We start from the raw sequence: 23,655 nt of genomic DNA on the forward strand, positions 1-23,655 counted from the left end.
GGCCGCATCAGCCAAGCCGCGAACGGTCGTGGAGCCGCCTATGAGGCTGAGCGTGATCATGCCGGTCTACAACCGCGAAGCCTTTGTAGGCCCGGCCCTGCGCTCGCTGCTGAGGCAACGCGACGCTGCCGATCTTGACATCATCGTCGTCGATGACGGGTCGACCGACGGATCGGCCGAAGCAGTGCGCTCGGCGATGGACGAGAACCCGTGCATCCGCCTCTTCCAACAGCCCAATCTTGGTGTGACCCGCACGCGCAACGTCGGGCTTAGTCTGATCAAGCCGGAAACGGAATTGGTATCCTTTCTCGATTCGGACGATATTTCCCCATGCGAACGGTTCGCGACCGATCTCGGACTGTTCCGGAACGATCCGGACCTGGACCTCACCTATTCAAGAATGATGCTTGTCGACAAGATCGACGACGACCGCCTTGAGCCGGCCGCCGACAGCCACAGCATTACGGTTCGCGGCATCCATCTGTCGGCGGCGATCTTTTCGCGCAGGCTTGTCGAGCGTATCGGTTGCTTCGACGAGGCCTTCAACCAAGCCGAGGATACCGACTACCTGCTGCGCACCTTCGAAAGCAGGCCAAGACATGCGATGCCGGAGACAGTGGCCCTCTACTACAGACGTCATCCTGGCAACATGACCCGCCAAACCGATGTCCAGTCGCGTGAATTCATGCGCGCTATTCACAAGTCGATGAATCGCCGCAAGGCAGATCCGTCCCTGCGTCGAATCGAAGGTATCTTCGATCTCAGGGATCTCGCTGACTGGCATTTCATGTGATGAGCGGATACGGCGTCGTCATTCCGGCCTTCAACGCGAGCGGTACGATCTCCGAGACGTTGCGGTCGGTCGCGGCCCAGACGGTGCGACCCGAAATGGTCGTGATCGTCGACGACGGCTCGACCGACGATCTTGCTTCGGCGATCGACGGCATTGATCTCCAGATGCAACTCCTACGCCAGGACAATGCGGGACCCGGCAGTGCTACGACCCGTGGTATTGCGGCACTCTCGACGCCGCTTATCGCGACGCTGGACGCAGACGATCTGTGGCTGCCTAATAAAATCGAAAGGCAGATCGCATTCTTTGACGGATCGCCCGCGACATCCGGGGTTTTCTGTCACCTGCGGAATTTCCGCAACGACCGGCCCGACGCACCCGAGGCAGCGACCGTGCCCGGCTGGTTGCGGACGACCATGATGATCCGCCGCACGGTTGCCGAGGCCGTCGGGCCAGTCATCGACCAAGCAGGCGGGCGCGGTGAGATGATCGACTGGATCGCCCGGGTTCGTGAGGCAGGCTTTGTCCTTGCCATGCTCGACGACGTGCTTGCATTGCGCCGCATCAGGCCGGGCAGCCTTTCCCATGGCCGGGATCCGGAACGCGACCGCGGCTATCTCCAGGTGGCAAGGCTCGCCATGCAGCGGCGAGCCCAGAACAAGGCGGGCTCCAGTTGAAAGCCGGGCCGGTTCGCCGTATCGGCCGTCGCTTTCCGGACTATGGTTGGTCCTGGCCGACCGGCCAGCTCGACCAGTTGCTCAAGGCAGCCCTGTTCGCCGATGAAGACGCAGCCGCCGGCTGCGCCGCGCGCTGGCTGGATGAGAACGACATCGATCTTGTCTCGTTTAGAGAACACCGGTTGCTCGCTGCCATCTCCGACAGGTTCGGAAGAAAGTTGGCTGGCCATTCCGCCCATCCGCGCCTCGTCGGCCTGCAGAAGATGCTGTGGACGAAGTCACGGATGGCGATGCGCGAAGCAGAGCCGGTGCTGAAGGCGATGATCGACGGCGGCGCCGATATCATGTTGATCAAGGGCGCCAGCCGCGTTGCGGTGGACGCCTCGGCACAGCGTGGTCGGGTGGCCCACGACATCGATATACTGGTGCGCCCGCGCGACATGGCTGCCGTGTTCGACATCCTGCGCGATCGCGACTGGCAGATCGCCTCGGGCGTCAGTGCGCAATATCTGCGAACCCGATTGGCGTCGCTGCGGTCGATGAACTTTTTCAAGGGTCGTTTCGGCGACATCGACCTGCATCAGCTCGGCTATGACGGCTCGCAGATGAGCTCGGAAGACGATCTGGCGATCTGGCAGCGAGCGATCCCGGCCGAATTCAGCGGCGTCGCGGTCTTCGTGCCGTCGCCGGCCGATCGCATGGCCTTGGCCATCGCCCATGGCGGCCTCGACGCCCACACCCACAGCGACTGGCTTGTCGATTGTGCCGTCGCCATCCGTGGCGGAGACGTCGACTGGGATGTTTTCCTCGACATCGTCGGCAGACGCGGTCTGGCCGTTCCGGCGGCAGTGGCATTGTCCTACCTGGTGTTTGAGATCGGCGTTTCCGTGCCGGGGCCGACATTGGCCAAAATCTTCGGGATGGCTGATAGGGCTGGCCTGTCGCGTTGGTCGTCGATTTTGCAAGCCAAGCCGCGCACGGATTTCGGCACCCTTGTCTGGCTGTCGCGCGGACTTGCCAAGCAATTGCGCCTGAAGCGCAAGAAGGGCCGGTTGCAGCAGAAGCCCCACGCCAAACCTTGGCGTGGCAGGCCAGCCGCGCGCAACCCGCAAGCCGCACCGATGCCTTTGACGTTTTCGCAAGCCATCGCCTGCCCGCCGATGATGGGCGACATGATGCTTGCTATCGTCGTGAGAATCAGTGTTCCGCCTGTCCGGCGCCGCATCGAAATGGAAATCAATGCCGGTGATGGCCATATCGCTCGGCTGCGCGCTATGGCCATCAGCCGATCCGGAAAGGAACGCGTGCTGTATTTTCGTGGAAGGGTGACGCTCGACGGCGCACGGAATGACCTGACGCTCGAAGCGCGACCGTCGCGTCAGTTTCGCGAATGGAACGACGAGGCCACGGTGGCTGCTTATGGAGCCTTGCCTTTCCAGCTGCTGTCGGCGCACTTCTCGCCTATTGGCTGAGAGCGCGATCTCTATAGGACTCCTCAGACCCCGTAGCGTTCGGTGCGAATGACTTCCGCTGCGACGCCGGCATCGATCAGCGCCTGGGCGGCGGCTGACACGAAAGCGTTGGAGCCGCAGACGAAGGCGATGCCTGGCGGCTCGGGCAGCCGCGCCATCGCTTGCACCATCATCGCGACGTCCACCCGTCGCGAATAATCGGCGGGACGGCGTGCGGCTTCGCGCGTCAGCGTCAGCACCAGGTCGAAGCCGTCCCTGCGGTCGTCGAGGCCGATCAGCTCGCCGCGAAAGATCACTTCGTCCCAGACCCGGGCTGAAAAGACCAGGACGACGGGGACCGGCGAATTGCGTGCGGCGCGATGACGGATCATCGACATCAAGGGTACGACACCCGAACCGCCGCCGATCAGCACAAGCGGCCCACTCTCCTCATCGGGCCAGACGAAATGCCCACCGAGCGGCCCGCGCAGTTCAACCTCGTCGCCAACCGCCGCGACCTCGTGGAAGAATGGCGAAACCTCTCCATCGTCGAGCTTCTCGATCGCCAGCTCGATCACGCCGTCAATCTCGGGCGCGGAGGCGATGGAATACGAGCGGCGGGCTTGGTAACCGTCCGGCGCCGTCAGCCTGACATCGACATGCTGCCCGGCGCGATAGGCAAACGGCCGCGATGGCTGGAAAAAGAAGCTGGTGACGCGCGGCGTGCGCTTTTCGATGCGGACGATCCCGGCCGTCTGCCAAGGCGACTGCACTGCTGCCGCATCGCTCATGGATCGTCCGTATAACGCTGCTCGCGCCACGGGTCGCCATAGATGTGGTAACCGCGCAATTCCCAGAAACCGGGTTCGTCGCGCGTCGTGAATTGCAGGCCGTTAAGCCATTTGGCCGACTTCCAGAAATAGAGATGCGGCACCAGCAGCCTTGCCGGGCCACCGTGGTCCGGCGTGATCGGCTTGCCCTCGTAAAGCAGCGCCACCATGGCCTTGCCGGCGGTGAGATCCTTGACCGGCACATTGGTGGTGTAACCGTCGAACGCGTGCGCCAGCGTGAAGCCGGTCGGCGGCTCCAAACCTGCGTCGGCAAGGATATCGTCGACCAGCACGCCCTGCCACGGCGTGTCGAACTTGGTCCATGCGGTCACGCAATGGATGTCGCGTGTCATCTCGGTCAACGGCAGTGTGTTGAATTCGGCCCAGGTCCATTTCTTGATGGGCCGCGGGCCATGTTTTAGCGTGAAAGACCAATCCTCTATGCGCACGCGCGGCGTCGGACCGGCCGACAGGACCGGAAAACCCTGCTCGAGATATTGGCCGGGCGGTATGCGCGCATCATCATCGGTTGGCGGGCGCCGTCCTGAAGAGAAACCTCGGGTGACCATCGCGGTAATTCCTCTGCAGCAGGCATCCATCAGCCCGTCGCAGTTTTCTCGATGATGCCGCTGCGGGCAACCGAAATCTTGACGGACAGGGGCGGCAGGCTTGTCGAACCTGACGCCTCTGTCCTAATTCAGCGCGATGCGTCAGCCATTGGCAAACGGCACCGCGACATAGATCTGGCTGCCGTCGCGCTCGACCAGCAGAAGCACCGACTTCTTGCCGGACTTGCCGGCCTGGGCGATCGCCTGCGTCACTTGCCTGGCGCTCTTCACCGGCATCTGATTGACGGCGACGATGATGTCGCCGGCTTGGATTCCGGAAGCCGCGGCTGCCTTGTCGGGATTGACGCTGGCAACGACCGCGCCGCGCTGATTGTCGGCGAGATTCAGCTGCTCGCGGATGTCGGGAGTGATGTCCATCAGGCCAAGCCCCATCGCCGGCACGCGCGAGCCTTGGCCGGCGCTAGGCGCGCCGGATCCGTCGTCCACCGACGCCGTCTTCACGTCATCGGTGTTGCGCCCGACATTGACGGAAATATCCACGGCCTTGCCTTTGCGCCAGACGTTCAGTGTCTCCCGGGCGCCGGGCGCGACATCGGCGACCGCCCGCGACAGATCCTTGGGATCCTTGACATCCTGTCCAGCGAAGCCGGTGATGACGTCGCCGGTCTCGACACCGGCCCTGGCGGCCGGCGAGCCCTCATTGACATGCGAAACCAGCGCGCCGCCAGGATGGTCGAGCCCGATGGCACCAGCCACATCCGGGGTCACCGGCTGGATCTCGACGCCGAGATAGCCGTACTGGATGGAACCGCCTTTCATCAACTTGGCGACCACCTTCTGGGCCTGGTCCGACGGGATGGCGAAGCCGACACCGACGCTGCCGCCATTGGGCGAATAGATCGCCGTGTTGATGCCGACGACATTGCCGTTCACATCGACCAGCGGACCGCCGGAGTTGCCATGATTGATCGGGGCGTCGATCTGGATGAAGTCGTCGAACGGGCCACTGTGCAGGTCGCGGCCGCGCGCCGAAACGATACCAGCCGTGACCGTGGTGCCGATGCCGAACGGATTGCCGAAGGCCAATACCTGGTCGCCTGGCATGAGCTTGTCGGAATCACCCCATTTGACGGTTGGCAGGGGTTTGTCCGACTTGACCGTGAGCACGGCGAGATCGTTCTTGGCATCGCGGCCGACGAGCTTGGCGGGAAGTTCGGTGCCATCGTCCAGCGTCACCTTGATCGAAGAGGCGCCATCGACGACATGATTGTTGGTGACGATGGTGCCGTCGGCGGCGACGATGAAGCCGGAGCCGAGTGCCTCGGCGCGCGGTGCCTGCTGCTGCGGCGGTGTCCGCGGGGCGGGCATGCCCTGGTCGCCGAAGAACTGGCGGAAATAGTCGTCGAATGGCGAGTTGCCGAGAGGCATGCCGTCGTCCGGGCTTTCCGGCTGTGCCTTCATGACCGTGGTGATCGTCACCACCGCCGGCTTGTCGGCCGCCACGATGGGGGCGAACGAGCCGTTGGGAGCCGTTATGCCGGCGACAGGTGTCTGGGTTGTCGGAATCGCGTCGCTGGCGCTTTGAGCAAAAGTCATGACGAAGGGGGATATGATCAGCGCAGCGCCCAGCAAGGCCGCGACGCGATGTCTGCGAAGGATATCTGACATGGTCGTTTGTCCGGGCGAGAGTTGATCCGGCGCCGTGGCGGCCCCTGTGAGGAAAAACCGGCCATCTGGCGTGTCGAAGGTCGCGATTGCCCGTCTCGCCTGGCATGGCAGCCGACCGGATCGACAGCGTTCCATCTAGGGTGCGGGTTGGCCCGATTTAGGGTTTTCGGGCGACCTTACGAAGATTTAATTTCCGGATGACGGCCGGTCACGATGTTGTCAGGCGACGCGCCAGTCCGGTCTTCCCTGCCCCGCCGGGCGCATCAGATCCCACCGATTCGTCCGAGATACGCAGTGGCGATGTCATGCATGCGCTTGCTGTCGAAGCTCGGTCCGTGGCCGCCATGGCCGATGCGGATCGGCAGGTCGAGCAGGCGCTGCATGGTACTGATATAAGCCGTTCGGTCCGAATCCGGCAGATCGTCGATCAGTGTGTCGTCGTAGATAGCGTCGCCGCTGAAGAACAGGCCGTCGGCCTCGTCGAACAGCGCGATCGAATCAGGCGAATGGCCAGGCAGATGCAGCACACGGAATTGCCGGTCCCCGAGATCGACGATGTCGCCCTCGTCCAGGGTTCGCGTCAACGGTGCGGACGGGATTTTGTAGTCGGCCGCCTTCCAGCCCGGCGCCGGCGGTTTCGAGACGGCGCCTTCGAGATCGTGGAACATGTAAGCGTAGGTCGCCGCCTCATCCATGCTCTCGAACTGCTCCGCGCTGTACCTTGGCCCTGCCCGCCATCGGAATTCGTGCAGCGAGCCGACATGATCGAGATGGATGTGGGTGGCGACGACCAGCAGCGGCTTGCCCTGCGGCGTCTGGATCTGCGGCGCCAGCGGACGGATGCCCATGCCGGTGTCGACCAAAAGGTCGGCGTCGCGGCCGCGCAGGTGCCAGATGTTGGCGCGCAGGTACTCATGCACGAACGGTTCGGTCAGCATCGTCGTCTTGTCGTCAACAATGCTTCTGCTGAACCACGCCGGCATCAGGTGTGAGCCAGGCATCAGCTGTGATCCGGCATCAGACGAAAGGCTTCCCGACCTTGTACTTTTCCGGCACCAGCCGCTTGAGATAGGCCATGCCGGCATCGGACAGCTGATTGACATCGGGCTTCATGAAATTATCCGGCATATGGCGGGTCTTGCCGGCGACGTTCTTCAGCGGCACCTTCTTCAGCACCGTTTTGGCGCCGTCATATTGCAGCGCCACCGAGCCGCCGCCCTGTTCAGCGACAGTGACGGCGAAAGCGCCGGCATCGAACGCCTCCTGCGCGTCGACCGTGCTGATGGCGCCGACATAGCCGCGCGGCATGTAGCCGAGCGCATCGACGCGGGCGCGCTTGCCGGGCAGGCCTTCGGCCAGTGCACGCTCAAGTGCGGCCGGCAGATCGCTGCCCGACAGCTTGACGTTGCCATGCGCATCGCGCTCGAGCTTGTCCGGCGGCACCAGGCTTTCGACCAGCGCCTTGCCGTCGGCGGTGCTGACGCCTTCCGAGACAGCGACGATGCAGCGTTTGTGGCGGTCGAGCGTGGCGCGCACGTCGTCGATGAAGCCGGCGGCCGAGAATGGGCGTTCGGGCACATAGAGCAGGTGCGGGCCGCTGTCGGGGTCGAGCTGCCATGCTGCTGCGGCGGCGGTCAGGAAGCCGGCATGCCGGCCCATGACGATGCCGACATAGATGCCGGGCAGCGCGCGAAAATCGAGGTCGACGGAGAGAAAGGCGCCGGCGACGAACTCGGCCGCCGAAATGAAGCCCGGCGTGTGGTCGTTTTCCTCGAGGTCGTTATCGATGGTTTTTGGCGCATGGACGAAAGCGATCGTGCCGCCTGCGGCATCGGTCAGGATCTGCTGCGTGCCCGACGTGTCGTTGCCGCCGATATAGATGAAGGCATCGGCGCCCGCCTTCTTCAGTCCGTTGAGGATGACGTCACAATAGGCGGCATCCGGCTTGTCACGCGTCGAGCCAAGGGCGGCACTTGGCGTTCCGGCAATCAGCCGCAGCCGATCCTCCGGGATTGCCGAAAGATCGACATAGTTGCCGTCACGGATACCGCGCACGCCGTGGATGGAACCGAGAACCTTGGCACCGGGATGCCGCTTGCGGATCTCCAGTGTCGCCCCGACCACCGTCTGGTTGATGACGGCGGTTGGGCCGCCGCCCTGCGCGATGACAAAAGTTCCGGCCATTCCTGACGTCTCCCGAGCGATGAATTCGCAGGCACATTCGCCTGTCTTTCGCTATCGCGCAACGGAAGAGTGGAGCGGGTGACGTGTCAGACGACCACCACCGGGTTTTTCTTGGAGACGCGGCTGTAGAGGTCGATGATGTCCTGGTTGATCAGGCGCACGCAACCCGACGACATCGCCTGGCCGATGCTCGCCCATTCGGGCGAGCCGTGGATACGATAGCCGGTGTCCTTGCCGTCCTGGTAGATATAGAGGGCGCGCGCGCCGAGCGGGTTGGTGAGGCCGCCGGGCTGGCCGGCCTGCCATTTCACCAGTTCGGGCTTCCGGGCGATCATCTCCGGCGGCGGCGTCCAGGTCGGCCATTCCCTGCCGTACTGGATGTTGGCGCGGCCGGACCAGCGGAAGCCGTCCTTGCCGATGCCGACGCCGTAGCGGATGGCGTCCCCACCCGGCTGGACGAGATAGAGCATGCGCTCCTGCAGATGGACGACGATGGTGCCGGGTGCCTCGCCTGTCGTGTCGACGACGATCTGGCGACGGAATTCCGGCTTGACCTTCAGATACGGCACTTCCGGCACGTTGAAGCCGCCATCCGTCAGCGCGGCATACATGACGCCGGGGCTGGTGATGTTCTTGTCGACACTGATGCTCGGCCGGATCGGCACGGAGCTGGTGACGGTATCGTCGAGTTCGAGCGCCGGCAGGCCACCGCCCGAGGTCGAGCAACCGGCGGCGCTGAGCAGCGCCAGCGCGCCTGCCCCGGACAGGATGGCGCGGCGGGAAAGATGATGATCGGCTACGCTTGCGTCGCCGTTTCGCGGCGGCGTTGGACCTTGCGGCAACTCACCCATATACCCAAACCCTACGCTGTCGGCGGGAAGCACGGTCCGGCCGGATAGCAGGCATTTTCATCATTCATGGCTGATAAAGCGTGAAGGCCTTGCACAGCCTGCGTTTGCGCATGACCGTGTTGGCTTTCGACCTCCCTCTCGACCCGTCGACTGGGGAGCTGCTGCGCGAAAAGACCTCGGTCGGGTCATAATCCCGGCGCTGGCGCTTCGTACTCCTCAAGCGATCAGCGAGGGGCCTCCATGTGCAAGACGTTAAAAACCGACATCACGCTTTTTGCCGCGGCCATTGTGGCGGCGGCAACCGTTCTCGGTGCCAATGTCAGCCTGGCCGATATCGTGAGCGCGCTGAGCGGCGCGAACTGACACCGGCCTGCCGTTGGCGAAATTAGAGAAATCGCCTCTTTACATTCTCCCGGACCCAAGGATTTATCCTCTTCTTTACGCTCAAAGGAGACGAGCATGTCCTTCGAAAACTGGGCCGCCTTCGCTGCCGCATCGACGATCCTCCTCATCATCCCGGGTCCGACCATCCTTCTGGTCGTGTCCTATGCGCTGGGCCAGGGCTGGCGCACCGCGCTGCCGATGGCCGTCGGCGTGGCGCTTGGCGACTTCACCGCGATGACCTTGTCGATGCTGGGCATCGGCGCGCTGCTTGCGGCCTCGGCGACCGTCTTCACCATCCTGAAGCTGATCGGCGCCGGCTATCTGATCTATCTCGGCGTGAAACTGTTCCGCGCCGGCGGCGCGCTGAAGGCCGAACCGCGGACCGATGCGGTGTCGTCGGCCAAGATGATGGCGCATGCCTGGCTGGTCACCGCGCTCAACCCGAAAAGCATCACCTTCTTCGTCGCCTTCCTGCCGCAGTTCCTCGACCGGCACGCCGATTTCTGGACGCAGATGCTGATCTTCGAGACGACTTTCCTGGCGCTCGCCTTCGCCAATGCCTTCGGCTATGCGCTGATCGCGGCACGCGCACGCAACGTCGTGCGCAATCCCAAGGCAATCCGCATCTTCAACCGCACCGGCGGCACGCTGCTGGTTGGCGCCGGCATCGCCACGGTGGCGATGCGTTCGGGCAATTAGGCTCTATTCTGAATTCTGATCATGACCCCGAAACCCGGTTTCGGGATCATGATCAGCCTCACCACTTGACGCTGAATCCCAGATTGCCTTCGAGGATACGGCGTTTGTCGCCGCCGAGATTGGTGGTGTAGTCGCCGGTGGCGAAGATGCTGACCTTGTCCGTCACCTTGGCGATCACGCCGCCGCCGAATTCGAACGAGGTCGATCTGCCCTCGGTCGAGATGTCGGTGGTGTCGAAATTGACATGGCTGGTCCCGCCGAAATCATGCCAGATGTTGGCTTTGAGGTAGGGCTGCAGTGGCACGCCGTTGATAGCAGTCTCGCCCTGCAGCCGCACGCCCAGCCGGCCGGTGACGCTGTCGTCGGGATCGAAGGAAACCGACGAGAACAGGTCCTTGGTGTCGTCAAGCGACAGATGCTGCCAGACCAGTTGCGCCTGCGGTTCGAGCGTCCAGCCTTGTCCCAACGCTATGGGATAACCGCCTTCCAGCGAAGCGGTGATGCCGGTTCCGCCGATGTCGATGCCGACATCGCGCGACGATGTCGCGTTTCCACCGAAGAACGTGGCCATCAAGACGCCGTCCAGATACCAGCCGCCCTGGCCGATGCGGGTCCAGTAGCCGCCGACACTGGTGCCATCGAGATCGATACCGCCGACGGACAGATTGTCCTGTCCCAGCGCCTGGCCGCGCACATCTCCATTCATACTGGCATAGGCAATGAACAGGCCGGCGCGATCGACCGAACCGGAGCTGGTTTCTCGACCGAACACGTCGAAGCCGCCCTGGAAGCCGAACAGAGTACCGTCGAAGGACGGCGAGACCGTTCCCGAATAAGCCATCTTGCTGTCCTGGCCGAAGATACGGCCCCAGACCGGCGACAGCTCGGTGTTCGACAACAGGCTCTGCTCGCCACGCCGTTGGTGGAAGGTGCCGAGCGTCGTCATTGCCAGATGTTCGGCGACCGGCGGTAAGGCCGAATAGACCGGAACCTCGATGCGATAGAGCAGGATTTCCTCTCCCCCGGCCGGTGTTGGCAGGTCGGGCGCTTCCGTCGGCACCGGTGGCGGTGGCGGTGGCGGATCCGCTGGTGGCGCCGGTGGTGGTGGCGGCGGCGGCTCGGGCTCCGGATCGGCGGCCTGCACTGGTGGTGTCGGGTCGACCGGCGGGTTGTTGATGTCGCCCTCGGTCGGCGGCGGCGTTGGCGGCAACTCGGAAGGCGGCGGGGGCGGCGGCTCGGCCGCCGGCGGCACCGGTTCCGGCGGCGTAGGTTCGACCACTGGCGGGGCTGGGGCCGGCGGGGCCGGCGTGTTCAACGTCGAGCGCAGGTACCAATTCTCCTCGCTGCCGGCGCTGACGCCACCCTTGAACAGATAATATTCGAAGGCACCGGCGGCGACCGGTGCGTCGAGCGCGAAGGTGGAGGCGCCCGAGTTGGCGCCGTTGACCGCCTGGACGACCATGATGCCGTCCTGCGTCGTCGCAGCACCGGCGCCGCCGAGATTGACCACGGAGATGCCGGTCGAACCGGAAGCCGTGCCGCCCGACAGGACAAGCCGGTCGGACGCGGAACTGTCATCGCCGAGTTCGGTCTGGATCAACAGCAGGCCGCCCAGGCCGGTATAATTGCCTGATATCGTCAGCCGATCTGTCGCGCCGGTGCTGCCGTTGGTCAGATCAATGCGTCCGGCATTGGTGACCTGCGCCAGCTGGCCCGCCGTAAAGGCCTGGATCGCCGCGTTGAAGCCGCCGCCATAGAGCGTGCTCGCGGCATCGACGCTGAGCGAACCAGTCCCGGTGCCGCTGTCGCCCAGCACAAGATTGCCGTCGAGCGTCAGCTCGGTGTCGTCGGTGGCGCCGATGCTTTCCCAGTTCTGGAGCCGGCTGATCCCATGCAGCTTGACGTTGTCCAGGGTCAGTGCGTCGGTGCCGAGGCCACCAGTGATTGCATCCGTGGCGCCGAGATTGGCGTTGGTGAGGTTGCTGAGCTTGGCGGTGTCGTTGTCGCCGCCGAGATCGACGGCGCCATAAATGATGCCGCCGCCATTCCAGACGAAGTTGTCGGCGCCAAAGCTCATCAGGATGTCGCCGCCCACCGTGCCGCCGGTGACCGTCACGCTGTCATTGCCACCGCTGACGCTGATGTTGCCGCCGATGGTGCCGCCCGACAGGATGATCGTGTCCTTGTCGAAGCCGGTGACGAGGTTGCGGTCGATGGTGCCGCCTGACATGTTGAAATAGTTCTGGTCGAGCTTCATGTTGACGCGGCCGATGCGGCCGCCCGTCATCACGGCATTGTCGCCATCGTCGAAGAAATCGACGATGCGGCCGCCCGTCATGGTGAACGTGTCAAGGCCATCGCCCTGGTTGAGCGAGCCGATCTGGCCGCCGCTCATGTTGAAATCGTCGATGCCGGCGCCCTGCTGGACATTGCCGGCTACGGTACCCGCGCCAATGGTGAAGAAATCGGTGCCGCCGCCCTGATCGACAGTGCCGGTAATGGTGCCGGACTGCATGTTGATGCGATCCGTACCGACGCCAAAGGTGACGTTGCCTGATATCTGCCCGGTCCCGCCGGCGGGGAAATTCAGCGTGTTGTCGCCATCGGCATCGGTGAGGCTGCCGCCTGATGAGCCGCTGTCGCAGGTGTAAACGGTGTTCCCGGCGGATGGGCCCAGCACGCATGCGGCAAATGCAGCGGAACTGGGCAGCAACGCAAAGGCTGTAGTTGCGAGAAGGCTAATGAACCATGGATGTAGCCCGGGCGGCCTTCGCCGCAGCAAAGCAACTGTGTCTTCCGCATCCTCCGAACGACTGTTCGGAAGCCTGTTTTTCAGATGCCGCATCGCGCCCCTCTCGATTCGCGATTTCAAGCCCCCGCCCGATGCCGCAATGAAGACACAATTCGTTCGCCTTTACAAAGCCTAATCTGCCCCGCATGGTTGCTAAACTGCAAAGACTACTGAAATGGCCCAGAGTAGCGCGTGGTTGGCACGTTTGTGGTCCATGCCTTAAGATTGTCCTGGCCCGAAGGGCGTGGCGCCCGCAACGGGCCGATCAAAGGATGTTGCATGGCAATCAGGGACGCATTCGGCCTGACATTTTCGGGCGCGACGGAGCCGGGGTTCACGCCCTACAGCCAGGCAGTGCGTGAACTGCAGTGCTTCATCGGCGATCCCGTAGCCTCGATCGACCGCGCCATTGCGGAAGCTCCCGGCTTCGTCATGGCGCATGTCTTCAAGGGCTATCTCTTCGGCCTCGCCACCGAGCGGGAGGCGACGGCCGTGGCCAAGGCTTGCCATCAGGCCGCACTGCCGCTTGCCGCGACCACGCGCGAGCAGGCGCATGTCGCGGCCCTTGGCCATCTCGCCAGCGGGCGCTGGCATGATGCCGGAGCCATGCTTAGGGATATCGCCATCGACTTCCCGCTCGACGCGGTGGCGCTGCAGACCGGACATCAGATCGATTTCTTCACAGGCAATGCCCGCATGCTGCGTGACCGTATCGGCCGCGCGCTGCCGTCCTGGCAAAGCGACATGCCGGGCTACCACGCCATCCTCGGCATGCAGGCTTTCGGGCTGGAGGAAATGGGTGACTATATCAGGGCCGAGAGGCTTGGCCGCGCCGCGATCGATCTGGAGCCACGCGACGGGTGGGCGCAGCACGCCGTCGCCCATGTCATGGAGATGCAAAGCCGGCAAAGGGATGGCATCGCCTGGATGCGCGCCAATCCCGAAGCGTGGACGAAGGAAAGCTTCCTCAAGGTGCACAATTGGTGGCACCTGGCGCTGTTCCATTATGATCTCGGCGAAACGGACGAAGTGCTCGCGCTCTATGACGGCCCCATCTACGGCGCGCGCTCGACGCTGGCGCTCAACATGGTCGACGCCTCGGCAATCCTGTGGCGGCTTTATCTCGTCGGTGTCGATGTCGGCGACCGCTGGACGGCGCTCGCCGCCAACTGGGTGCCCAAGGCCGGCGCCGGCAACTATGCCTTCAACGATGCCCACGCGATGATGGCCTTTGTCGGCGCCGGGCTCGACGCGCCGGTTCAGACCTTGCTCGACGCACAGCGCGAGGCCATGTGTGGCGGCGATGACAACGCGGCTTTCACCAGGGATGTCGGCTATCCCCTGACGCTCGCCATCAAGGCGTTCGGCGAGGGCAACTACGCCGAGACCGTGCGGCTGATCCCGCCGATCCGGGCGATCGCCCACCGTTTCGGCGGCAGCCACGCCCAACGCGACGTCATCGACCTGACACTGATCGAGGCGGCCCTGCGTGCCGGGGACGATGCGCTTGCCAGGGCGCTGACGGCAGAACGATCGATGGCACGGCCCGACAGTCCGCTGTCGGCGCTGCTTTCGCGGCGTGCGGCCAATTTGTCAGAGAATTGACCCGCGACCGATCTTGTCTTAAAAACTGACCAAGCCAGATTTTTTCGAGGCTCGAAAAAATTAATGGCAAGGGAGGAAACCATGTATCTCGGCCTCGATCTCGGGACATCGGGCGTCAAGGCGCTGCTGATCGATGCCGGGCAAACCGTCATCGGTTCCGGCCATGCGTCGATCGACGTGTCGCGACCGCATCCAGGCTGGTCGGAACAGAACCCCGACGACTGGATCCGCGCCTGCGAGGAGGCGATTGCCGACCTCAAAGCCAGGCATCCCGGGGAGTTCGCCGCGGTCAAGGGTATCGGCCTGTCCGGCCACATGCACGGTGCAACGCTGCTCGATGCCGCCGACAAGGTGCTGCGCCCCTGCATCCTGTGGAACGATACACGCAGCCATGCCGAAGCGGCGGCGCTTGACGCCGACCCGCGCTTCCGCGCGCTGACCGGCAACATCGTGTTTCCCGGTTTCACCGCGCCGAAGCTTGCCTGGGTGAAGAACAACGAGCCAGCCGTGTTCGCCAAGGTCGCAAAAGTGCTGCTGCCCAAGGATTTCCTGCGGCTCTGGCTTACGGGCGAACACATTTCGGAAATGTCGGATTCCGCCGGCACGTCCTGGCTCGATGTCGGCAAGCGCCGCTGGAGTGCCGACCTGCTCGCGGCGACATCGCTCGATGAAAAGCAGATGCCGTCGCTGGTCGAGGGCACCGAGAAGGCAGGCGCGCTGCGTGCCGAACTGGCCTCGAAATGGGGTGTCCCGGCCGGCATTCCGATCGCCGGTGGCGCCGGTGACAATGCGGCCTCGGCCTGCGGCATGGGCACGGTCGGCGCCGGCAACGCTTTCGTTTCGCTCGGCACGTCGGGGGTGCTGTTTGCCGCCAATGCTTCCTATCTGCCCAACCCGGCAAGTGCCGTGCATACCTTCTGCCACGCGCTTCCGAACACCTGGCACCAGATGGGCGTCATCCTGTCGGCAACCGATTCGCTCAATTGGCTGTCCGAAATCACCGGGAAGAGTGCCGGCGAGTTGACCGCCGATCTCGGCGACACATTGAAGGCGCCCAGCGGCGTGTCCTTCCTGCCTTATCTCTCGGGTGAGCGCACACCCTACAATGATTCCGCCATTCGCGGCGCGTTCACCGGGCTGGCGCATGAATCGAGCCGTGCCGTGCTGACCCAGGCCGTGCTGGAGGGCGTCGCCTTTGCCTTCGGCGACAGTCTCGAAGCGTTGGCCAAGGCCGGCACGACCTTGACGCGGGTGACGGCGATCGGCGGCGGTTCGCGCTCGCGCTATTGGCTGAAGGCGATTGCCACCGCGCTTCAACTGCCTGTCGACATTCCCGCCGACGGCGACTTCGGCGCCGCCTTTGGCGCTGCGCGGCTCGGCCTGATCGCGGCGACGGGTGCCGATCCGCTCGAAATCTGTACGGCACCCAGAACGGATGCCACGATCGAACCGGACGTGACGCTCGGCGGCGCCTATGCGGATGCCTATCAGCGCTACCGAGCGCTGTACCCGGCAATCAAGGTCGCCACTGCGTGAGTCGGCGCGAGGCACCCCCCTCTGCCCTGCCGGGCATCTCCCCCGCAAGGGGGGAGATTAGCAGCGTTGGCGGATATGCCAGTCCTGCAAGGTGGGTGATTGGCGAAGGCGCGGATGCCAACCAATCTCCCCCCTTGCGGGGGAGATGGCCGGCAGGCCAGAGGGGGGTGCCTCGCACCTGCTTTACCCAGAAGTCCTCATTGCGCCGGCACCTTGTCGAGAAAACCGGTGACGCTCTTCAGGCGGCCGTTCTCGATGACGCCGATATCGGTGCCTTCGATCACCGAAGGCGTCCCCTGAGGTCCAAGATTCCACGAGAAGCGGATCTTGTCGGCAAAACCGTCCGGCGTGCCCTTCAGCGAAAAGCGAAACCCGGCAAATCGCTGCTGCACGCCGTCGATCAGCGCCGCGACACCCGCATGGCCATCGCCCTGCATGAGCGGATCGCGATAGCTGACGTCTTCCGTGAAGGTCGCCTTGAGCAATTCGGCTCGGCGGCCGGCATCGCTTTCGTTCCAGGCGGTGATGTAGTTTTGGGCGATCTTGTTGAGGTCGGTCATGGTCTGTCTCCTTTATTGAGCGGCTTTGACACGAACCTTTTCGACCAGCGGAAGAGCGAAACCAATTACGCCTGAGGTAATCACGGCGAACTATTCGAGAGGAAAAAACATGAGCAGCGGATTTTTCGGCGACATCAAAGAGATCAAATATGAGGGGCCGGATTCGACCAATCCGCTGGCCTACCGGTTCTACAATCCCGACGAGGTGGTCGCCGGCAAGCGGCTGGAAGACCATCTGCGCTTTGCCGTCGCCTACTGGCACTCCTTCGCCTGGCCGGGCGGCGATCCGTTCGGCGGCCAGACCTTCGACCGGCCGTGGTTCCCCAAGGCCGGCGGCACCGACACGATGGAGCTGGCAAAGCTCAAGGCCGATGTCGCCTTCGAGATGTTCTCGCTGCTCGGTGCGCCCTATTTCTGCTTCCACGACGCCGATGTGCGGCCGGAGGGCAAGGACTTTTCCGAGAGCGCGGCGCGCCTCGACGAGATTGCCGACTACTTCGCGGGAAAGATGAAACAGACCGGCGTCAAGCTTTTGTGGGGCACGGCGAACCTGTTCTCCAACCGCCGCTTCATGTCGGGTGCGGCCACCAATCCCGATCCGGATGTCTTTGCCTATGCTGCGGCGACGGTAAAAAGCTGTATCGACGTGACCAAGCGGCTGAAGGGCGAGAACTACGTGCTGTGGGGCGGGCGCGAGGGCTATGAGACGCTGCTCAACACCGACCTTGCCCGCGAGCAGGAGCAGGCCGGCCGCTTCCTCAGCCTCGTCGTCGACTATAAGCACAAGATCGGTTTCAAGGGCACGATCCTGATCGAGCCGAAGCCGCAGGAGCCGACCAAGCACCAGTATGATTACGATGTCGCGACCGTCTACGGCTTCCTCAAGCGCTTCGGACTGGAGAAGGAGGTCAAGGTCAACATCGAGCAGGGCCACGCCATCCTGGCCGGCCATTCCTTCGAGCACGAGCTGGCGTTGGCCAATGCGCTCGGCGTCTTTGGTTCGATCGACATGAACCGCAACGACTACCAGTCGGGTTGGGACACCGATCAGTTCCCCAACAACGTGCCGGAAATGGCACTGGCCTACTACCAAGTCCTGCAGGCTGGCGGCTTCAAGACCGGCGGCACCAATTTCGACGCCAAGCTGCGCCGCCAGTCGCTCGATCCGCAGGATCTGCTGATCGGCCATATCGGCGGCATGGATTCCTGCGCACGCGGCCTGAAGGCCGCCGCCCGCATGGTCGAGGACAAGGCGCTGTCGGCACCGCTGGCCGAACGCTATGCCGGCTGGAACACGGCCGAAGGCAAGGCGATGCTGTCCGGCAAGCGCACGCTGGAGGACATCGCCGAGCGTGTCGTCAAGAAGAAGATCGAGCCGCAGCCAAGGTCGGGCCGCCAGGAACTGCTGGAAAACATCGTCAACCGGTACGTGTGAAATCCGATCTCTGGACTGACATCCGCCACTTCTGGCTGAAAGCCGCCGCCATCGCCTTCTGCCAGAGCAATTCCAGGAAAAGTGAAGCGGTTTTCCGTCCGGAATTGCGTCGAAACAAAGAGTTAGAGGGTTCGCCGTTTCCGTGAGACGGTGAAATGCTCCAGTCAGCCCATTCGCGACAGGCAGCCGAGGATCGCATAGATTCTCGGCTGCCTGCTGTTCGAAAAGCAGCTGTAGAACTCTCCTTGGCCTGACCTGCCCAGACACGGGAAGAAACTTTGCGCAAGGCCGGGTGCGACGACACGGTTTTGCCCTTTGACGCCCTTCAATGACCTCGCTCTTGCCTTCAAACTGCCGTCACGTATCTCGTATAAGACTGGCTCGTGGCGGGAGAGGAAGAAGGAGGCGAACCGATATGCAGAACGAACGTGAAATCGACGCCCTGCTCTCACCTGGCGAGGCCGGATCGATCATCGATAGGCTGATGGCAATGCCGCATCCGAAGGATGGCACGCGCCGCTCGAACGAGTGGGACCGCGCCGTCGCCAGCCGGTTTGAGACCCACCTTGCCAGACAGATGCGCTCGCAGATCGATAGCAGCAGCGATCTCCAAGACGCCGCCTGATCTTTCCGATTGTGCATGTCGTCGTCCTTTTGAGCGACCTGCACTCAGCCCCGGCGCAGCCTGACCGGCGCTTCACCGAAAGCCCTTGAAAACGCCCTAGAAAATGCCGCGGCGGACGAAAATCCGGTCCGCCCGGCAATATCGGCCATCGCCACCCTGGTGTCGACCACCAGCCTGCGGGCAGCACCCAGGCGCAGCCTGAGATAGTAGGCGCCCGGCGTCTCGCCGATCGACTTGCGAAAGATGCTTTCCAGCGTCCGTGCCGTCACCCCGGCACGTTTTGCCACCGCTTCTATGGTCAGCGGCTGGTCGACATGCGATTCCATAAGCCGGATGGCTTGCGCCAGCCGCGGATCGTAGCCGTCGAGCCGGCCAAGCGAGACCAGTGGCTGGGCGTCGGTCGCGGCACGCGCCTGGTCGTAGATGAAGACGCTGGCGACATCGAGCGCGACGGCCATGCCCAGCCGCGTGCGAATGAGATGCAGCATCAGGTCGAAGGTCGGCGACGCGCCGCCCGAGGTGAACACCGGGCCGTCTATGACGTAGCGGTCCGGGCGCACGTCGACGCCGGGGAAAGCCGACGAGAAATCCTCCATGTCCTCCCAGTGGGTGGTGGCGCTACGCCCTTCCAGCAGGCCGGCGCGCGCCACCAGCCAGGTGCCGGCCTCGACACCGCCGCACGCGCGGGCCGTACGCGCCGCCCGCCGCAGGCCGGAAAGCAAGGTCGACGTCGCATAGTTCTGGGTGCCGAAGCCGGCGACGACGACAAGAACGTCGGTTGGCTCGCCCGCATCGAAACGGCCGCTAACCGCCACCGGCAAGCCGCATGTGGTGACCGGAGCCTCGCCGGTCACCGAGACCAGCCTGAAATCGAACAGGGTCTCACCGGAGATACGGTTGGCGGCGCGCAAAGGATCGACGGCTGAGGCCACGCACATGATGGACGAGCCGGAAAACACCAGCAGCGTCACCTTGAGCGGCAGGCGCTCGGCACGAAAGATCGTTGGCTTTTCGCTTTTCGTCATGGAAGCTTCGTAAAACGCAAAACAGTTTCCGGCAAGTCGGGCATTGTGGGTCGGTTCTTGTGCATGTCGTCATCCCAAAACCGGTTCCCACTTTTGGGCGACATGCATGGCTGTTTCTATCGGAGGAGAGTTCCATGCCGCTTGCGATGAACCGTGAGGTCTTCATTACCTGTGCCGTGACCGGATCCGGCGGCTCGCAGGATCGCAGCCCGCATGTGCCGCGCTCGCCCAAGCAGATCGCCGATTCGGCCATTGATGCGGCCAAGGCCGGCGCTGCCATCGTCCACTGCCATGTGCGTGACCCTGAAACCGGCAAGCCCAGGCGCGACGTGCACCTCTACCGCGAAGTGACCGAGCGCATTCGCGAGGCCAATGTCGATGTGGTGCTGAACCTGACCGCCGGCATGGGCGGCGACATGGTGTTCGGCTCGCCGGAAGCACCGCTGCCGCTCAACGAAAAAGGCACCGACATGGGCGGCGCCACCAACCGCATGGAACATGTGCGCCAGTGCCTGCCGGAGATCTGCACGCTCGACTGTGGCACGATGAATTTCGCCGAGGCCGACTATGTCATGACCAACACGCCCGGCATGCTGCGCGCCATGGGCGGCATGATGACGGCGCTCGGCGTCAAGCCGGAGATCGAGGCGTTCGACACCGGCCATCTGTGGTTCGCCAAGCAGCTGGTCGAGGAAAAGGTGCTCAATCCCGACGCGCTCGTGCAGCTCTGCATGGGTGTGCCGTGGGGGGCGCCGGACGACCTCAACACCTTCATGGCCATGGTCAACAATGTGCCGTCGACCTGGAACTGGTCGGCCTTCGCCATCGGTCGCAACCAGATGGCCTATGCCGCTGCGGCGGTGCTGGCCGGCGGCAATGTCCGCGTCGGGCTGGAAGACAATCTGTGGCTCGACAAGGGCGTGCTGGCGACCAACGCGCAGCTGGTCGAGCGTGCCGCCAGCATCGTCACCAATCTGGGCGCCAGGATCATCGGCCCGGAGGAAGTGCGCAAGAAACTGAACCTGACCAAGCGGGCGCCGATAGCGGCATAAATTATTCGCTGGGAGGGCCAACATGACTACCGTAAAATTCACCGCGATGAAGGATGGCGACAGGGACGACTACGAGTTCCTGACCGCGCATGAGATCGACTATGCGGCCAGGACCGGCGAGCGGCTGCTCGACGCGCTGGTTCAGCTCGACGAGGGCCTGTCGGGCTACAAGATCACAAGGCTCGGCCATTCGCTGCAGGCGGCGACGCGCGCCTGGCGTGACGGCGCCGATACCGACTGGATCGCCTGTGCGTTGCTGCACGACATCGGCGACATCTATGCGCCCTACAATCACGATGAATATGCCGCTTCGATCCTGAAACCCTTCGTGCGCGAACAATGCACCTGGGTGGTGGAAAAGCACGGCGATTTCCAGCGGCTCTATTATGCCCATCATCTGGGCGGCAACCGCCATGCGCGCGACCGCTTCGCCGGCCACGCCTATTTCGACGATTGCGATCAGTTTTGCGAACGCTGGGACCAGTCGAGTTTCGACCCCGACTACGATACGCTGCCGATCGAGTTCTTCCGGCCCTTCGTGCTCGAGGTCTTTGCCCGCAAGGCTTACGACGCGTCCGTGATCCGCGCCGGCGAGCGCGTGCCTCTGGTCGATCCCGCAACAGCCAAGACAAGAACCGGAGCTTCCGCATGAGCATCATCAACAAGGCGGCCGCCATCGGTGGCGGTGTCATCGGCGCCGGCTGGGTGGCGCGGCTGCTGTTGAACGGCATCGACGTGTCGATCTTCGATCCCGATCCCGAGGCATCGCGCAAGGTCGGCGAAGTGATGAAGGGCGCGCGCCGCGCCTACAAGCAGATGGTGCCCGGCGGACTGCCGAAAGAGGGCAAGTTGACCTTTGCCAAGACCATCGCCGAGGCGGTTGCCGATGCCGATTTCATCCAGGAAAGCGTGCCCGAGCGGCTCGACCTGAAACACCGCGTGCTGGCCGAGATCGATACCCATGCGCCGGCCAACGCCATTGTCGGCTCCTCGACCTCGGGCATCAAGCCGACCGACATGCAGGTGGCGATGAAGAAGCACCCGGAGCGGCTGGTCGTCGGGCATCCGTTCAACCCCGTTTACCTCTTGCCGCTTGTCGAGATCGTCGGCGGCGAACAGACCTTCCCAGAGGCGATCGAGGTCGCCAAGGAAATGTATGCCTCGATCGGCATGAAGCCTGTCGTCATCCGCAAGGAGATCGAGGCCTTCGTCGGCGACCGCCTGCTCGAAGCGGCATGGCGCGAGGCGCTATGGCTGATCAAGGACGGCATCTGCACCGTCGAGGAACTCGACGACATTATGCGCTATGGCTTCGGCCTGCGCTGGGCGCAGATGGGCATGTTCCAGGTCTATCGCGTCGCCGGCGGCGAGGCCGGCATGCGCCACTTCATGGCGCAGTTCGGGCCGTGCCTGAAATGGCCATGGACCAAGCTGATGGACGTGCCGGAGTTCAACGACGAACTGGTCGACCTGATCGCCACGCAGTCGGACGGCCAGGCGCATGGGCTGTCGATCCGCGAGCTTGAAAAGATCCGCGACGACAATCTGGTCGCGATCATGGATGCGCTGTCGAAGCAGAACAAAGGCAAGGGCTGGGGTGCCGGTGCCTTGCACAAGGACTATACCAGGCAGCTGGCCAAGCTGGCAGCGAAGAAGCCGACAGCTTCCAAGGCGGCCGAAAAGGCCAAGGCGTTGAAGCCGGTGAAAAAAGCCGAGAAGCCGAAGAAAAAGACCGGCAAGAAGAAAGGCTGAGAGCATGGATTTCGGGCTGTCGGAGGAACAGAGGCTCATCGTCGAGACGACGAAGGCGTTCGTCGAGAACGAGCTTTACCCGCATGAGCGCGAGGTCGAGCGCACCGGCGTGCTGCGCCGCGAGCTGATCGAGGAAATCAAGGCCAAGGCGATCGAAGCCGGGCTCTATGCCGCCAACATGCCGGCCGATGTCGGCGGCGCGGGCCTGGATACCGTGACCTGGCTGCTGTACGAGAAGGAACTCGGCCGCGCGAATTATGCGCTGCACTGGACCTGCGTGGCGCGGCCCTCCAACATCCTCTTGGCCGGCACGCCCGAGCAGCGCGAGAAATATTTGTTCCCCTGCATCCGCGGCGAGAAATGGGACTGCCTGGCGATGACCGAGCCGGGCGCCGGCTCCGACCTGCGCGGCATGAAGGCGACGGCCGTGCAGGATGGCGACGACTGGGTGCTCAACGGCACCAAGCATTTTATCTCCCACGCCGACCTCGCCGACTTTGCCATCGTGTTCATGGCTTCCGGCGAAGAGGATTCGCCGCGCGGCAAGCGCAAGAAGATTACCGCTTTTTTTGTCGATAAGGGCACCAAAGGCTTCACCGTTCGTGATGGCTACCGCAACGTCTCGCATCGCGGCTACACCAACGCCATCCTCGAATTCGATGATTGCCGCTTGCCGGCTTCCCAGGTTCTGGGCGAGGTGCACAAAGGCTTCGACGTCGCCAATTCCTGGCTCGGCGCCACCCGGCTGCAGGTCGGCGCCACCTGTCTCGGCCGTGCCGAGCGGGCGCTCGGCCATGCGGTAGAATATGCCGCGCAGCGCCAGCAGTTCGGCCAGCAGATCGGCAAGTTCCAAGGCGTGTCGTTCAAACTTGCCGACATGGCGACCGAACTGAAGGCCGCCGACCTGATGGTGTTCGAAGCCGGCTGGAAGTACGATCAGGGCACCGTCACCGACCAGGACATGGCCATGGCCAAGCTGAAGGCCACCGAGATGCTCGCATACGTCGCCGACGAGGCGATTCAGATACATGGCGGCATGGGGCTGATGGACGACCTGCCGCTGGAGCGCATCTGGCGCGACGCCCGCGTGGAGCGAATATGGGAAGGCACTTCGGAGATTCAGCGACATATTATTTCGCGGGCGCTGCTGCGTCCGTTCGGAGCATAG

General features: G+C 63.6%; 22 protein-coding genes. 13 read left to right on the forward strand and 9 right to left on the reverse strand.

Annotation, left to right across the window (positions count from 1 at the left end; translation table 11 throughout):
* The first annotated feature begins 40 nt into the window (after positions 1-40).
* The 3 genes from NKI73_RS07855 to NKI73_RS07865 are packed head-to-tail and all read left to right on the forward strand — an operon-like array spanning position 41 to position 2,942.
* Positions 41-793, forward strand: a complete 753-nt coding sequence (locus NKI73_RS07855; protein ID WP_352628314.1) for a glycosyltransferase family 2 protein — start codon at positions 41-43, stop codon at positions 791-793.
* Positions 793-1,470, forward strand: a complete 678-nt coding sequence (locus NKI73_RS07860) for a glycosyltransferase family 2 protein (RefSeq protein WP_352628316.1) — start codon at positions 793-795, stop codon at positions 1,468-1,470. Before NKI73_RS07855 ends, NKI73_RS07860 begins: the two co-directional genes overlap by 1 nt.
* On the forward strand, positions 1,467-2,942 hold the full coding sequence (locus NKI73_RS07865) for a nucleotidyltransferase family protein (RefSeq protein ID WP_352628318.1): 1,476 nt from the start codon (positions 1,467-1,469) through the stop codon (positions 2,940-2,942). The genes NKI73_RS07860 and NKI73_RS07865 overlap by 4 nt, the downstream gene beginning before the upstream one ends.
* 23 nt (positions 2,943-2,965) lie before the next feature.
* On the opposite strand, the gene NKI73_RS07870 is transcribed toward NKI73_RS07865, so the two are convergent.
* The 6 genes from NKI73_RS07870 to NKI73_RS07895 form a co-directional block, all read right to left on the reverse strand.
* Positions 2,966-3,712 carry a ferredoxin reductase gene (locus NKI73_RS07870; protein WP_352628320.1) on the reverse strand — a complete coding sequence of 249 codons (747 nt, stop codon included), beginning with the start codon at positions 3,710-3,712 and terminating at the stop codon, positions 2,966-2,968.
* Positions 3,709-4,320: a sulfite oxidase-like oxidoreductase gene (locus NKI73_RS07875; RefSeq protein WP_352628322.1), complete on the reverse strand. Its 612-nt coding sequence runs from the start codon at positions 4,318-4,320 to the stop codon at positions 3,709-3,711. Before NKI73_RS07875 ends, NKI73_RS07870 begins: the two co-directional genes overlap by 4 nt.
* Positions 4,321-4,461: 141 nt before the next feature.
* A complete protein-coding gene (locus NKI73_RS07880; protein WP_352628324.1) occupies positions 4,462-5,988 on the reverse strand; it encodes a DegQ family serine endoprotease in 1,527 nt (508 codons plus the stop codon).
* Between the two features lie 263 nt (positions 5,989-6,251).
* Positions 6,252-6,971: an MBL fold metallo-hydrolase gene (locus tag NKI73_RS07885; RefSeq protein WP_352628379.1), complete on the reverse strand. Its 720-nt coding sequence runs from the start codon at positions 6,969-6,971 to the stop codon at positions 6,252-6,254.
* 34 nt (positions 6,972-7,005) lie between these two features.
* A complete protein-coding gene (locus tag NKI73_RS07890; protein WP_352628325.1) occupies positions 7,006-8,172 on the reverse strand; it encodes a diphosphate--fructose-6-phosphate 1-phosphotransferase in 1,167 nt (388 codons plus the stop codon).
* Between the two features lie 86 nt (positions 8,173-8,258).
* Complete coding sequence (locus tag NKI73_RS07895; RefSeq protein WP_352628327.1) at positions 8,259-9,023, reverse strand: L,D-transpeptidase; 765 nt, start codon at positions 9,021-9,023, stop codon at positions 8,259-8,261.
* Positions 9,024-9,263: 240 nt separating this feature from the next.
* On the opposite strand from NKI73_RS07895, the gene NKI73_RS07900 reads away from it, so the two are divergent.
* Positions 9,264-9,386: a hypothetical protein gene (locus tag NKI73_RS07900; protein ID WP_352628329.1), complete on the forward strand. Its 123-nt coding sequence runs from the start codon at positions 9,264-9,266 to the stop codon at positions 9,384-9,386.
* 96 nt (positions 9,387-9,482) lie between these two features.
* Positions 9,483-10,106, forward strand: coding sequence for a LysE family translocator (locus NKI73_RS07905; protein ID WP_111545008.1), 624 nt, complete (start codon positions 9,483-9,485; stop codon positions 10,104-10,106).
* 58 nt (positions 10,107-10,164) lie between these two features.
* On the opposite strand, the gene NKI73_RS07910 is transcribed toward NKI73_RS07905, so the two are convergent.
* A complete protein-coding gene (locus tag NKI73_RS07910) occupies positions 10,165-12,951 on the reverse strand; it encodes an autotransporter family protein (protein WP_352628330.1) in 2,787 nt (928 codons plus the stop codon).
* A gap of 225 nt (positions 12,952-13,176) precedes the next feature.
* Between NKI73_RS07910 and NKI73_RS07915 the strand changes: the two genes are divergently transcribed.
* Both NKI73_RS07915 and xylB read left to right on the forward strand, forming a co-directional pair.
* On the forward strand, positions 13,177-14,502 hold the full coding sequence (locus tag NKI73_RS07915) for a tetratricopeptide repeat protein (protein ID WP_352628332.1): 1,326 nt from the start codon (positions 13,177-13,179) through the stop codon (positions 14,500-14,502).
* A gap of 81 nt (positions 14,503-14,583) precedes the next feature.
* Positions 14,584-16,038 carry a xylulokinase gene (gene xylB, locus NKI73_RS07920; protein WP_352628381.1) on the forward strand — a complete coding sequence of 485 codons (1,455 nt, stop codon included), beginning with the start codon at positions 14,584-14,586 and terminating at the stop codon, positions 16,036-16,038.
* 197 nt (positions 16,039-16,235) lie between these two features.
* Here the strand turns inward: xylB and NKI73_RS07925 are convergent, their stop codons facing one another.
* Complete coding sequence (locus tag NKI73_RS07925; RefSeq protein ID WP_352628334.1) at positions 16,236-16,598, reverse strand: nuclear transport factor 2 family protein; 363 nt, start codon at positions 16,596-16,598, stop codon at positions 16,236-16,238.
* Between the two features lie 109 nt (positions 16,599-16,707).
* Between NKI73_RS07925 and xylA the strand changes: the two genes are divergently transcribed.
* Both xylA and NKI73_RS07935 read left to right on the forward strand, forming a co-directional pair.
* Positions 16,708-18,033 (forward strand): xylose isomerase, encoded by a 1,326-nt coding sequence (xylA, locus tag NKI73_RS07930; RefSeq protein WP_352628336.1) that lies wholly within the window; start codon positions 16,708-16,710, stop codon positions 18,031-18,033.
* 415 nt (positions 18,034-18,448) lie between these two features.
* Positions 18,449-18,658, forward strand: coding sequence for a hypothetical protein (locus NKI73_RS07935; RefSeq protein WP_352628338.1), 210 nt, complete (start codon positions 18,449-18,451; stop codon positions 18,656-18,658).
* 44 nt (positions 18,659-18,702) lie between these two features.
* Here the strand turns inward: NKI73_RS07935 and NKI73_RS07940 are convergent, their stop codons facing one another.
* Entirely contained in the window at positions 18,703-19,683 is a 981-nt protein-coding gene (locus NKI73_RS07940) for a GlxA family transcriptional regulator (RefSeq protein ID WP_352628340.1), read from the reverse strand.
* 134 nt (positions 19,684-19,817) lie between these two features.
* Between NKI73_RS07940 and bcoG the strand changes: the two genes are divergently transcribed.
* The 4 genes from bcoG to NKI73_RS07960 are packed head-to-tail and all read left to right on the forward strand — an operon-like array spanning position 19,818 to position 23,655.
* Positions 19,818-20,735 carry a 3-dehydrocarnitine:acetyl-CoA trimethylamine transferase BcoG gene (gene bcoG, locus NKI73_RS07945; protein ID WP_023775990.1) on the forward strand — a complete coding sequence of 306 codons (918 nt, stop codon included), beginning with the start codon at positions 19,818-19,820 and terminating at the stop codon, positions 20,733-20,735.
* Positions 20,736-20,757: 22 nt separating this feature from the next.
* Complete coding sequence (locus tag NKI73_RS07950; protein WP_352628342.1) at positions 20,758-21,387, forward strand: HD domain-containing protein; 630 nt, start codon at positions 20,758-20,760, stop codon at positions 21,385-21,387.
* Positions 21,384-22,487, forward strand: coding sequence for a carnitine 3-dehydrogenase (locus tag NKI73_RS07955; protein WP_352628344.1), 1,104 nt, complete (start codon positions 21,384-21,386; stop codon positions 22,485-22,487). Before NKI73_RS07950 ends, NKI73_RS07955 begins: the two co-directional genes overlap by 4 nt.
* Before the next feature lie 4 nt (positions 22,488-22,491).
* On the forward strand, positions 22,492-23,655 hold the full coding sequence (locus NKI73_RS07960) for an acyl-CoA dehydrogenase family protein (protein ID WP_352628346.1): 1,164 nt from the start codon (positions 22,492-22,494) through the stop codon (positions 23,653-23,655).

This window comes from Mesorhizobium sp. M0496, assembly GCF_040321205.1.
In the GTDB taxonomy this organism is placed as follows: Bacteria; Pseudomonadota; Alphaproteobacteria; order Rhizobiales; family Rhizobiaceae; genus Mesorhizobium.